The following is a 13245-nucleotide window of genomic DNA, read 5'->3' as shown; positions in this document are numbered from 1 at the left end:
CGCAATACGGCTCAGACGTGGACCAGGGTACCCTCGTCGTCACCCATGACCACGCTCTTGAGCGCGCCCGGCTTGACGATGGAAAACACCTTGATCGGCAGCTTCTGGTCACGGCACAGCGCGAAGGCGGTCGCGTCCATCACCTGCAGATGCTTGGCGATGGCTTCGTCGAAGGAAATCGACTGGTAGCGGGTCGCGGCCGGATCCTTCTTGGGGTCAGCGGTGTAGACACCGTCCACCTTGGTGGCCTTGAGCACGATCTGGGCGCCGATTTCCGAGCCACGCAGGGCGGCGGCGGTATCGGTAGTGAAGAAGGGGTTGCCGGTACCGGCAGCGAAGACCACGATCTTGCCCTCTTCCAGGTATTGCAGCGCCTTCGGGCGCACATAGGGCTCGACCACCTGTTCGATGCCGATGGCGGACATCACGCGGGCTGTCAGGCCAGCCTGACGCATCGCGTCGGCCAGGGCCAGCGAGTTCATGACGGTGGCCAGCATGCCCATGTAGTCGGCGGTCGCACGATCCATGCCCTGGGCGCCCGGCGCCACGCCGCGGAAGATGTTGCCGCCACCGATCACGATGGCCAGTTCCACGCCCAGTTTGCTGATTTCTGCTACATCCGCGACCATGCGTTCGATGGTCGCGCGATTGATACCGTAGGCGTCATCGCCCATCAGTGCTTCGCCGGAGAGTTTGAGGAGTACGCGCTTATAAGCAGGTGTTGTCATTGCAGGGCTCCGTGTTCTTTCCGATGTTGAATTGCTTGTTGACGCGTCGGCACTCGCTGTCACCCGACGAAACGGCGCGATTTCGTCATCTGGATGTAGCCCGAACGCATGAGAGGGTTACTGCTGCGCCCTACTCTATTGCCACTACGACTGCCATTACTTCCATGCTGTTGCCATTGCTACTTGCAAGCTGTCCACCGCACCTGCCACAGGCTTACCCGGCAGCCGACCCAGAGGATAGATGCAGCCTTCTCCGAAAGTTCCCGGGGACCGGCTTAAAAAAACGGGCCTCTCGGCCCGTTTTTCTTGCAACGCTTACTGAGCTTGTTTCGCTGCAGCCACTTGCGCAGCCACTTCAGCGGCGAAGTCGTCTTGCTTCTTCTCGATGCCCTCACCCACCACGTACATGGCGAACGACTTGACGGTCGTGTTGGCGGCCTTGAGCATCTGTTCGACGCTTTGCTTGTCGTTCTTCACGAAAGCCTGGTTGAACAGGGAAACTTCCTTCAGGTACTTCTGCACCGAACCGTCCACCATCTTGGCGACGATCTCGGCCGGCTTGCCGGATTCGGCAGCCTTCAGGGCTGCGACCGAGCGTTCCTTCTCGATCAGGTCAGCCGGCACTTGCTCGGCCGACAGGGCGACCGGCTTCATGGCGGCGATGTGCATGGCCACGTCCTTGCCCACTTGCTCGTCGGCACCGTCGAACTCGACGATCACGCCGATACGGGTACCGTGCAGGTAGGAAGCCAGCTTGCCGCTGGTTTCGAAACGCTGGAAGCGACGGAACGACATGTTCTCGCCGATGCGGCCGATCAGTTCGGTGCGGAGTTCTTCCAGGGTCTTGCCGTCGGCCAGCTTGCAGGCGCCCAGGGCAGCCACGTCAGCCGGATTCTGCTCGACCACCAGCTTGGCAGCGGCTTCGACCAGACCGATGAACTCGTCGTTCTTGGTCACGAAGTCGGTTTCGCAGTTCACCTCGACCAGCGCGCCGACGTTGCCGGCGATGTAGGTCGAGATCACGCCTTCTGCGGTGATGCGGGAAGAGGCCTTGGAAGCCTTGCTGCCCAGCTTGACGCGCAGAATCTCTTCCGCCTTGGCCATGTCGCCACCGGCTTCGGTCAGCGCCTTCTTGCATTCCATCATCGGCGCGTCGGTCTTCGCGCGCAGATCGCCCACCATTGCTGCGGTAATTGCCGCCATACTATTCTCCTGACTTGGAGGCATCCCGCGTCCTGCGGCATGCCTGAAACTCGAAAATTGAATCAAAAAAAAGGGGCCACTGCGTCACTACCCGCTGTCACCCCTTTTTGTACTACCGTACTACCGGAAGAGCAGAATCAAGCCTGCTCGACCTCGACGAATTCATCGCCCTTGACTGCTTCGACCACGTCGTTGACGGCGTTGGCACGGCCTTCCAGCACGGCGTCAGCCATGCCGCGAGCGTACAGTGCGATTGCCTTGGCGGAGTCGTCGTTACCCGGGATCACGTAGGTGACGCCTTCGGGCGAGTGGTTGGTATCGACCACGCCGATGACCGGGATGCCCAGCTTGGCGGCTTCGGTGATGGCGCCCTTGTGGTAGCCGACGTCGATGACGAAGATGGCGTCAGGAATGCCACCCATGTCCTTGATGCCGCCGATGGCCTTCTGCAGCTTTTCCTGTTCACGGCTGAACAGCAGGGCTTCCTTCTTGGACAGCTTCTCGACGGAACCGTCTTCGACTGCTGCTTCCATGTCCTTCAGACGCTTGATCGAGGTCTTGATGGTCTTGAAGTTGGTCAGCATGCCGCCCAGCCAGCGCTGATCGACGTAAGGCACGCCAGCACGTTGTGCTTCAGCGGCCAGGATTTCACGCGCTTGGCGCTTGGTGCCGACGAACAGGATGGTGCCGCGGTTGGACGACAGTTGACGCACGTACTTCTGCGCCTCCTGGTACATGCCCAGGGTCTTTTCCAGGTTGACGATGTGAATCTTGTTGCGGTGGCCGAAGATGAAGGGGGCCATCTTGGGGTTCCAGAAGCGGGTTTGGTGACCGAAGTGGACACCGGCTTCCAGCATTTCGCGCATGGTAACGGACATGAATTTCTCCAGGGTTAGGTCTGGAATCCGCTCGGTCATCCGGCTCATGCAGCCAGACACCCTTTTAGCGAACGGATTCGCGTTTCAAAAAGATTTACAACACATATTGCCAAAAAGATATGAAGATTCATTCCGCACACCGATTCCGGCAACCGACCTGAGGTTTCAGATCAGCCCGGCATTCTACTCGACCCCGCCCTTTTGTTCAAGTAGCACATCAAATTGCTATCTGACCCGCTGCCATGGCCGGCAAAACAGAAAATACCCCCGTCGTCTATAATCCCGACTTGACGATTTTCTAGCGAATTGCGATTCATCATGGGCAATATCACCATCAAGACCGCCGAAGACATCGAAGGCATGCGCGTGGCCGGCCGCCTGGCCGCCGAGGTGCTGGACTACATCACCCCCTTCGTGAAGCCCGGCGTGACCACCGGCGAGATCGACCGCCTCTGCCACGAATACATGACCAATGTACAAGGCAGCATCCCGGCCCCGCTCAATTACTGCCCTCCCGGCTACACCCCCTACCCCAAGGCCATCTGCACCTCGCTCAATGACGTGATCTGCCACGGCATCCCCGGCGACAAGGTGATGAAGAACGGCGACGTGCTCAACATCGACGTCACCATCATCAAGGACGGCTACCACGGCGACACCAGCCGCATGTTCTTCCTGGGCGAGCCCTCCATCCTGGCGCGCCGCCTCACCGAGATCACCTACGAATGCATGTGGCTGGGCATTTCCAAGATCAAGCCGGGCGCCCATCTGGGCGACATCGGCCACGTCATCCAGCAGCACGCCGAAAAGGCCGGCTATAGCGTGGTGCGCGAGTTCTGCGGCCACGGCATCGGCAAGGTCTTCCACGAAGAGCCGCAGGTGCTGCACTATGGCCGCCCCGGCACCCTGGAAAAGCTGGAAGCCGGCATGATCTTCACCGTCGAACCCATGATCAACGCCGGCCGCCGCGAAATCCGCGAGATGGGTGACGGCTGGACCATCAAGACCAAGGACCGCAGCCTGTCGGCGCAGTGGGAACACACCGTCCTGGTCACCGAGACCGGTTTCGAGGTGTTGACCGTGTCGCCGGGCATGCCGGCGCCGCCGGCCTTCATCCAGAACCAGGTCGCTGCCGCGGCCTGAGCGAATGATGGCGGGGCAAGCAACGGTGACGCCAGCTGCCCCGCCCGCAGTTTCCGGCATGAAACCTGCTAAGGGCTCGGGGCCGCATGGGGATACGGCCCCGTCCGTTGTTGGCGCTACCCCGGCGCCCTGCCTCCTTTGATCGAATCCACCGATGCCCACTCTCGCCATCACGCTCAAGAAACAGCTCAAGGCCGCGCGCCAGCAAGCCATCGATGTGTTCCAGTCCAATCACAAGACCGAGCAACTGCTGGCGCAATTGCGCCGCAATGTCGATGAAGCGCTGACCCAGGCCTGGGAAGAACTGGGCATGTCCGGCAATGCCGCGCTGGTGGCCGTGGGTGGCTATGGCCGTGGCGAACTGTTCCCGCATTCGGACGTGGATGTACTGATCCTGCTGGACCAGGCACCGGACGCCGCCAAGAAGGAAAAGCTGGAATCGCTGGTGCAACTGTTCTGGGACATCGGCCTGGAAATCGGCCACAGCATCCGAACCATCGACGAATGCCTGGACGAATCGGCGGCCGACATCACGGTCCAGACCAGCCTGCTGGAAGCCCGTCTGGTCACCGGCAACCGGGCCCTCTTCAAGCGTCTGCAGGAGCGCTACCACGCCGCGCTCGACCCGCTGGCCTTCTTCCAGGCCAAGACCCTGGAAATGCGCCAGCGCCACGTGAAATATGAAGATACCCCCTACAGCCTGGAACCCAACTGCAAGGAAAGCCCCGGCGGGCTGCGCGACCTGCAGGTCATCCTGTGGGTGGCCAAGGCGGCCGGCCTGGGCAATTCCTGGGGCGAACTGGCCGAGCACGGCATGCTGACCTCTACCGAGGCACGGCAATTGCGCCAGAAGGAACGCGCCTTCAAGGACATCCGCATCCGTCTGCACATCCTCACCGACCGCCGCGAAGACCGGCTGGTGTTCGACATCCAGACGCAACTGGCCGAAACCTTCGGCTTCAAGACCACCGATACCCGCCGCGCCAGCGAATACCTGATGCAGCGCTACTACTGGGCCGCCAAGGCGGTGACCCAGTTGAACACCATCCTGCTGCAGAACATCGAAGCCCACCTGTTCCCGCAGCAGGCGGTGCCACGCCAGATCAACGAGCGCTTCAATGAGGTCAACGGCTTCCTCGACATCGCCCACGACAAGGTCTTCGAAGACACTCCCTCGGCCATGCTGGAGGTGTTCCTGGTGCTTTCCGAGCATCCCGAGCTCAAGGACATGTCGGCCCGCACCATGCGCGCGCTGTGGCATGCGCGCTTCAAGATCGACAATGCCTTCCGCAACGATCCGCACAACCATCGGCTGTTCATGCAGATCATCCAGAGCAAGCGCGGCATCACCCATGCCCTGCGCGGAATGAACGCAACCAGCGTGCTGGGTCGCTACCTGCCCAATTTCCGCCAGATCGTCGGACAGATGCAGCACGACCTGTTCCACGTCTACACGGTGGATCAGCACATCCTGATGGTAGTGCGCAACGTACGCCGCTTCACCATGAGCGAGCATGCCCACGAATACCCCTTCTGCAGCCAGCTGATGGCCAACTTCGGCCAGCCCTGGGTGCTGTACGTCGCCGCCCTGTTCCACGACATCGCCAAGGGGCGCGGCGGTGATCACTCCAAGCTGGGCATGGCCGATGCGCGGGCCTTCTGCCTGCAGCATGGCATCTCCGAAGAGAATACCGAGCTCATCGTGTTCCTGGTCGAACAGCATCTGGCCATGTCGCATGTGGCGCAGAAGCAGGACATGTCCGACCCCGACGTCATCACCGCCTTCGCCCAGCTGGTCAAGGACGAACGTCACCTGACCGCGCTCTACCTGCTGACCGTGGCCGACATCCGCGGCACCAGCCCGAAGGTATGGAACGCCTGGAAGGGCAAGCTGCTGGAAGACCTCTACCGCATGACCCTGCGCGTGCTGGGCGGCGAAGCGCCCTCGGCCGACCGTGAGCTCAAGAACACCCAGCAGGAAGCCATCAAGACGCTGCGCCTCTATGGTCTGCCAGCCGACGCCCACGAACAGCTCTGGAAGCAGCTGGATGTGGCCTACTTCCTGCGCCACGACGCCTCCGACATCGCCTGGCAGACGCGCTGTTTCTACGACAAGGTCGATACCGGGGTGCCACTGGTGCGCTGCCGCCTGGCGCCCATCGGCGAAGGCGTGCAGGTGGCGGTCTACACGCCCGACCGCCCCGACCTGTTCGCGCGCATCTGCAGCTACTTCGATGAAAAAAGCTTCAGCATCTTCGACGCCAAGATCCACACCACCCGCAACAACTACGCGCTGGATGCCTTCCTGATCAATGCCCCGGTGTTCGCCAAGAACTACCGCGACATCATCAACCTGATCGAACACGAACTAGGCGCCCTGCTGCAGTCGGAGCAGCCGTTGCCGCCGCCATCCAAGGCCCGCCTGTCGCGGCTGTCGCGCACCTTCCCGGTCAATCCCTCGGTGGACCTGCGCCCGGACGAACGCGGCCAGTACTACCTGCTGTCGGTCTCGGCCAATGACCGCGCAGGCCTGCTGTATTCGATCTCCAACGTCCTGGCCAAGTACCGGATCAACCTGCACACCGCCAAGGTGATGACCCTTGGCGAGCGGGTGGAAGACGTATTCCTGATCGACGGCCCCGGGCTGTCCCAGCCGCGCAACCAGATCCTGCTGGAAACCGAACTCCTGCAGACCCTGCGCATCTGACCTCGCCGGTACCGGCAGGCTCGCCGCCAGTCTGGCGCGCCGACCGTGCCGGCCTTACAATCTCACCCTCGCCGCTGGCCGGCTCCCCGTTTTTCGCAAGGCAATTCCCATGACTGAACCCGTACGACTTTCCAAACGCATGTCCGAACTCGGCCTGTGCTCGCGCCGCGAGGCCGACGAATGGATAGAAAAGGGCTGGGTGCGGGTCGATGGCGTGGTGGTATCGGTGCTGGGCAGCAAGGTGTTGCCGCACCAGAAGGTGACCGTGGAACGCCAGGCCAGCGCCGAACAGGCGCAGCGCGTGACCATCCTGCTCAACAAGCCCATGGGCTACGTCAGCGGCCAGGCCGAGGACGGCTACAAGCCCGCCGTGGTGCTGGTCAACGAGCAATCCCGCTGGGTCGAAGACCAGACCGACATGCGCTACCATCCGCGCCAGCTGAAGAGCCTGGTACCCGCCGGGCGACTGGACATCGACTCGGTCGGCCTGCTGGTACTGACCCAGGATGGCCGCATCGCCAAGCAACTGATCGGCGAAGATTCGGCGGTCGACAAGGAATATCTGGTGCGGGTGCAATACACCCGCCCCGGCAAGCTGCCCGAATCCGATCTCAAGCGTCTGAACCACGGCCTGATCATGGACGGCAAGCCGCTGCGTCCGGCCAAGGTGGCCTGGCAGAACGAAGACCAGTTGCGCTTCACCCTGCGCGAAGGCAAGAAGCGCCAGATCCGCCGCATGTGCGACATGGTGGGACTGAAGGTGATCGGCCTGAAACGCGTGCGCATCGGCGGCGTCAAGCTGGGCGACCTGCCGGTGGGGCAATGGCGCTACCTGCGGCCTGACGAAAAGTTCTAGAAGTTCAGATCACTACCCGCAAACGAGAACGGCCCTGACTCAACATCAGGGCCGTTGCTTTTTCCAGCAAAACAGGGAAAAGGATCAGAGGAAACGATCCAGGATCTTGCGACTATGCTTGTCCAGCGCCTTCTGGTCGCGGATCAGGAACTGGATGCCATGGCTGTCGGCAATCAACAGCGCCGGTGCCGCCAGGCGACGGATATCCTCCTCCCCCTTGAGGGTGAAGGTCGTGGTGCCACGGGTGGTCTGTACGGTCCAGTCGCTGGGCGTGGCGAAGGTCGAGACGCTGACGATACGCTCGATCTCGGGCATGAATTCGCGGCTGGCCAGCTCTTCCTCGATCAGCTTGCGCGCGTTTCCGGCGAGCTCATCCAACGTATCGATCCAGGCCAGTTCATGGCCATCGCTGCTGACCAGCGACAGGCCGTGATCCGGCGCGGAGACGGGAAAGGCACGCACCGGAATCACATTCTCATGGGCGACACCATCGACATCGGTGAGCACCAGGCGGCCGAAGCTGTTGCGTTGCAGTTGCCAGGACGGCTGGGCAATAGTGGTGGTCGTCATGGCTTCAATCGCCCTTCTCATCGTCGCTCACCGACACCTCGGCATCCCCGTCCGGGTTGCGCGCCTGTGCCTGATAGAGCTTGTAGTAATGCCCTTCGCGGGCCATCAGTTCTTCATGGTTGCCGACCTCGACCACCTGGCCGCGATCCAGCACCACCAGACGGTCGGCCTTGCGCAGCGTGGACAGGCGGTGGGCAATGGCGATCGTGGTCCGGCCTTGCACCAGGTTGTCCAGGGCTTTCTGGATTTCCTTTTCGGTGGTGGTATCGACCGAGGAAGTGGCCTCATCCAGGATCAGGATGCGCGGATCGATCAGCAGCGCCCGCGCAATCGAGATGCGCTGGCGCTCGCCGCCCGACAGCGCCTGCCCGCGTTCGCCGACCAGCGAGTCGTAACCCTGCGGCAGGCGCAGGATGAATTCGTGGGCATGGGCGGCACGGGCGGCAGCGATGATTTCCTCGCGGGTGGCCTCGGGCTTGCCGTAGGCGATGTTCTCCGCAATCGTGCCGAAGAACAGGAAAGGCTCCTGCAGCACCAGCCCGATGTTGCGACGGTATTCGGAAATCGGCAGCGAACGGATATCCACGCCATCGATGCGGATCGCCCCTTCGGAGACATCGTAGAAGCGGCAGATCAGGTTGACCATGGTCGACTTGCCCGAACCGCTGTGTCCGACCAGGCCGATCATCTCGCCCGGAGCAATCGACAGGCTCATGTTGCGGATCACGGCGCGGTTGCCGTAGCGGAAGCCGATATTGCGCACTTCGATGGCACCCTGCACCTTCTCCAGGTGCACCGGGTTGGCCGGTTCCGGCACGCTGGAGACGTGGTCCAGGATGTCGAAGATGCGCTTGGCGCCGGCGGCCGCCTTCTGGGTCACCGACACGATGCGGCTCATCGAATCCAGGCGCGTGTAGAAGCGGCTGATGTAGGCCAGGAAGGCCGTCAGCACACCCACCGTGATCTGGTTGCTGGAGACCTGCCAGATACCGAACACCCACACCACCAGCAGACCCACTTCGGTCAGGAAGGTGACGGTCGGCGTAAACAGCGACCAGATCTTGTTGACCCGGTCATTGACCATCAGGTTGTGGCGGTTGGCCTCGCGAAAACGGGCCACTTCGCGCTTTTCCTGGGCGAAGGCCTTGACCACGCGGATGCCGGGGATGGTATCGGCCAGCACATTGGTCACTTCCGACCAGATGCGGTCGATCTTCTCGAAGCCGTGGCGCAGGCGGTCGCGCACCACATGGATCATCCACGCGATGAAAGGCAGCGGCAACAGGGTCACCAGCGCCAGCCAGGGATTGATGGAGATCAGGATGGCCGCCGTCATGATGATCATCAGCACATCGATGGCGAAGTCCAGCAGGTGCAGCGAAAGGAAGACGCAGATGCGGTCGGTCTCGGAGCCGATGCGGGCCATCAGGTCACCGGTCCGCTTGCCGCCGAAATACTCCTGCGACAGCCGCAGCAGGTGCGCATAGGTGGTGGTGCGCAGGTCGGCCCCGATGCGCTCGGACACCAGCGCCAGGATATAGGTCCGTGCCCAGCCCAGGCCCCAGGCCAGCAGCGCCGCGCCCAGCAGGCCCGACAGATAGAGCGTGGCCAGATGGGTATCGATGGGCGTGCCGTTCTGGAACGGGATCAGCACATTGTCCATCAGGGGCATGGTCATGTAGGGCGGCACCAGCGTCGCCGCCGTCGAGGCCAGCGTCAGCAGGAAGCCCAGCAGAAGCGACCCCTTGTAGGGCTTGGCAAAGCGCGACAGGCGGAACAGCGCCCAGGTGGACGGCGGCGCCTCCTTGGTCTCGGGGCAGATGGCACAGGTTTCCTGGCCTTCCGGCAGGACCGCCTTGCAGGTCGGGCAGACGTCGCCCTCTTCCTCGACCTGCACGCCCGAGGCCAGCAGGTCGCGTTGCTGCTCGAACAACTTGATCAGGCGCAGCGCCTGCGGGTTCTGCGCCAGCGTGTAGCGCCAGGCCGCCAGGCGGCCGGCGCCGTCGCACAGTTCCAGCGTGCCCACGCCGGCGTGGTCGTGGTGCTTCAATTGCAGATCGGGCGCGTAGGTCCATTCCTGCCAGACGCGACCATCGGCAGAGCTGGAGAGCAGGCGGCGTTCGGTCGCCAGCACCAAAGAGCGGGAGAATTGCAGCTGGGCGTCCAGGTCCAGCTCCAGCCAGGCCAGCACGGCTTCGCCGGGCGCCAGGCGGGCAGCAGTTTCCGTTTGCCAGCGCTCGGGCAGGCTGGCGGTCGCGGAAGGATGTGAGTCAGTAGTCATGTAACGGCAACGTTGAGGCCCGAAGTGAGCAGTTTGGCTATTGTTTTATGGATGAGCAGGTCTCGCCGGACCGCTTGCAACGCCTCAGCGGCGAGCAGCGCGCGATTATAGCGCAGCGCCCCGCAGCCCCTGCCTGCGTCGCGCACCCCGGATAGGCGACAAGCTTCACCCGATAACGCGAGAACCGGCAAAACGGTGCACCAGAGCAGAGATTCAGCGCAATTTTCCCGCCAAATGCGAATGCCGGGAGCACCTGAGCGCCGCGTTTTTTGCGCCAGGCGTGCCACGGGGAGAAACAGTCTGCGACAATATCGTTCACTTCCCATCCCCCAGCATCAGCATACAGATGACTTTTATGCCCTTTCTGCGCCCATTTGAGCGGTCTCCCGGATCGGGGCCAGGCCGCCAGCGTTCTTCCCGACAAGAAAATCCAGGGTCGTTCTGTCGTATCCAGTAAACCAAACGCCGCCCTGCGCGTTAGTGAACCATGCGTTATTCTGACAGAGTGCTGACCGGTCTGCGCCGGGCTTCACCTGAGGGCGGCGACAAATGCATCTGCAGTACAGGCAGCATGGGCAAAACGGGCAACTTCAGCATTTCAGAATTTCAGCAGCTTCGGCAATCCAGGCTTAGGCCAACACAGCGGCACACCAACCACACATGAAAAATATCGAATTCCTCCGTTTCCTGAACCTCAAGGGTCCGAACATCTGGACTTACCGTTCCGCTCTCGAAGTGTGGATCGATATCGGCGAACTGGAAGACTGCCCCTCCAACACCATTCCCGGCTTCCCTGACCGCCTGACCACCTGGCTGCCGACCCTGATCGAACACCGCTGCAGCTATGAAGAGCGCGGCGGCTTCGTGCGTCGCCTGCACGAGGGCACCTGGCCCGGTCACATCCTGGAACACGTCACCCTGGAACTGCAGAACCTGGCCGGCCTGCCCGGCGGCTTCGGCAAGGCCCGCGAAACCAATGTGCGCGGCGTCTACAAGGTGGTGGTGCGCGCCCGCCATGAGACCGTCACCCGCGCCGCCCTCTTCGCCGCCCGCGATCTGGTGATGGCCGCCATCGAAGACCGTCCTTACGACCTCGACGGCACCCTCTCCAAGCTGCGCCGCATGGTCGACCGCCTGTGCCTGGGTCCCAGCACGGCCTGCATCGTGGACGCCGCCGACGAGCGCCGCATCCCCACCATCCGCCTGTCCGAAGGCAACCTGGTGCAACTGGGCCACGGCTGCAAGTCGCGTCGCATCTGGACCGCAGAATCAGACCAGACCAGCGCCATTGCCGAAGGCATTTCACGCGACAAGGATCTGACCAAGTCGCTGCTGGAAACCTGCGGCGTGCCGGTCCCTGAAGGTCGTCTGGTGGAAAGCCCGGAAGACGCCTGGGAGGCCGCCCAGGACATCGGCCTGCCGGTGGTGGTCAAGCCCTGCGACGCCAACCATGGCCGCGGCGTCTTCATTGACCTCAATACCCGCGAAGAAATCGAAACCGCCTACAAGGTTGCGCTGGAAGAAGGCAGCGGCGTGCTGGTCGAACGCTTCGTGCCGGGCCTGGAACACCGCCTGCTGATCGTTGGCGGCAAGCTGGCCGCCGCCGCCCGTGGCGAACCCATCTTCATCGTCGGCGATGGCAAGTCCACCGTCCAGGACCTGCTGGACGAACTGAACCGCGACCCGCGTCGTGGCCTGCTGGAAGAACACCTGCTGGACCCGGTGCTGCTGGAACGCGAACCGGCCGCCGCGCTGGAACTGCAACGCCAGGGCCTGACCACCGAATCGGTCCCCGCCGCCGGCCGCCGCATCCTGCTGCTGCGCAACGGCAACGTCTCTTCCGACATCACCGATCTGGTCCACCCCAGCGTGGCCGCCGCCGCCTCGCTGGCCGCACGCATCGTCGGCCTGGACATCGCCGGCGTGGACATCGTGGCCGAAGACATCTCGCGCCCGCTGGCCGACCAGGGCGGTGCCATCGTCGAAGTCAACGCCGGCCCCGGCCTGCTGATGCACTTGAAGCCCTCCGACGGCAAGCCGCGTCCGGTCGGTGAAGCCATCATCGACAACCTGTTCGGCCCGGAAGAAAACGGTCGCATCCCCATCGTCGGCGTCACCGGCACCCACGGCAAGACCACCATCTCGCGCCTGATCGCGCGCATCGTGCACCTCTCGGGCAAGCATGTGGGCCTGGCCTGCGGCGATGGCCTGTACTTCGGTGAACGCCAGATCGAGCGTGGCAACCGCGCCAACTGGGACGCAGCGCACCGCGTGCTGTTGAACCGTGCGGTGGAAGCCGCCGTGTTCGAGAACGGCAGCGCCTCCATCCTGGCCGAAGGCCTGGCTTATGACCGCTGCCTGGTGGGCGTGGTCGCCAACATCGACCCCGACGACAGCCTGCCCGAGTTCTACATCGAGAACGCCGAACAGATCGCCACCAAGGTCAAGCGCACCCAGGTGGACCTGGTCCTGCCCGATGGCGCGGCCGTGCTCAATGCCGACGACCCGCTGGTGGCGGACATGGCCCAGCTGTGCGATGGCGAAGTGATCTTCTTCGGCACCGACCCGGCCTCCGAACTGCTGGTCGGCCATCTGAAGGAAGGTGGCCGCGCCGTGTTCCTGCGCGATGGCGACCTGATCCAGGCCGACGGTGAACGCGAATGCAAGGTCAGCTCGGTGGATGCCATTCCGCTGACCGAAAACGGCGCCGTCGCCTACCAGGTCGAGAACGTGCTGGCCGCCGTGGGTGCAGCCTGGGCGCTGGGTATCAGCCCCGAGGTGATCCGTGCCGGCATTGAGCTCTTCGGCACCGAACGGGCCGAAGAGCAAGGCCTGAAGTTCAAGAGCCAGGTGGCCTGAGCCATCGGCTTGGACTGCAT

The 13245-nt window shown here is 62.9% G+C and carries 9 protein-coding genes; 4 read left to right on the top strand and 5 right to left on the bottom strand.

Annotated elements, in window-relative coordinates; all coding sequences use genetic code 11:
• Positions 1-11: 11 nt before the first annotated feature.
• From pyrH to rpsB, 3 genes are all read right to left on the bottom strand, one after another.
• The gene (pyrH, locus tag BTM36_RS16535; RefSeq protein ID WP_006462540.1) at positions 12-728 is read right to left on the bottom strand and encodes a UMP kinase; all 717 of its coding nucleotides are present in this window, start codon (positions 726-728) and stop codon (positions 12-14) included.
• 315 nt (positions 729-1043) lie between these two features.
• A complete protein-coding gene (gene tsf / locus BTM36_RS16530; RefSeq protein WP_006462541.1) occupies positions 1044-1931 on the bottom strand; it encodes a translation elongation factor Ts in 888 nt (295 codons plus the stop codon).
• A gap of 137 nt (positions 1932-2068) precedes the next feature.
• A complete protein-coding gene (gene rpsB, locus BTM36_RS16525; protein ID WP_006462542.1) occupies positions 2069-2809 on the bottom strand; it encodes a 30S ribosomal protein S2 in 741 nt (246 codons plus the stop codon).
• A gap of 318 nt (positions 2810-3127) precedes the next feature.
• Here rpsB and map point away from each other — a divergent pair, with 318 nt between their 5' ends.
• The 3 genes from map to BTM36_RS16510 all read left to right on the top strand — a co-directional run bounded on the left by map (position 3128) and on the right by BTM36_RS16510 (position 7515).
• Positions 3128-3952: a type I methionyl aminopeptidase gene (map, locus tag BTM36_RS16520; protein ID WP_006462543.1), complete on the top strand. Its 825-nt coding sequence runs from the start codon at positions 3128-3130 to the stop codon at positions 3950-3952.
• Positions 3953-4106: 154 nt separating this feature from the next.
• On the top strand, positions 4107-6659 hold the full coding sequence (locus BTM36_RS16515; RefSeq protein ID WP_077237118.1) for a [protein-PII] uridylyltransferase: 2553 nt from the start codon (positions 4107-4109) through the stop codon (positions 6657-6659).
• A gap of 109 nt (positions 6660-6768) precedes the next feature.
• Positions 6769-7515, top strand: coding sequence for a pseudouridine synthase (locus BTM36_RS16510; protein ID WP_039874775.1), 747 nt, complete (start codon positions 6769-6771; stop codon positions 7513-7515).
• Between the two features lie 84 nt (positions 7516-7599).
• On the opposite strand, the gene BTM36_RS16505 is transcribed toward BTM36_RS16510, so the two are convergent.
• Positions 7600-8085 carry a DUF1854 domain-containing protein gene (locus BTM36_RS16505; protein WP_006462546.1) on the bottom strand — a complete coding sequence of 162 codons (486 nt, stop codon included), beginning with the start codon at positions 8083-8085 and terminating at the stop codon, positions 7600-7602.
• Positions 8086-8089: 4 nt separating this feature from the next.
• Positions 8090-10366, bottom strand: coding sequence for an ABC transporter ATP-binding protein (locus BTM36_RS16500; RefSeq protein ID WP_077237117.1), 2277 nt, complete (start codon positions 10364-10366; stop codon positions 8090-8092).
• A gap of 660 nt (positions 10367-11026) precedes the next feature.
• On the opposite strand from BTM36_RS16500, the gene cphA reads away from it, so the two are divergent.
• The gene (gene cphA, locus BTM36_RS16495; RefSeq protein WP_077237116.1) at positions 11027-13225 is read left to right on the top strand and encodes a cyanophycin synthetase; all 2199 of its coding nucleotides are present in this window, start codon (positions 11027-11029) and stop codon (positions 13223-13225) included.
• Positions 13226-13245 lie beyond the last annotated feature (20 nt).

Source organism: Herbaspirillum sp. VT-16-41 (assembly GCF_001994935.1).
In the GTDB taxonomy this organism is placed as follows: domain Bacteria; phylum Pseudomonadota; class Gammaproteobacteria; order Burkholderiales; family Burkholderiaceae_D; genus Herbaspirillum; species Herbaspirillum frisingense.
This window is presented reverse-complemented; position numbering and strand designations above follow the sequence as displayed.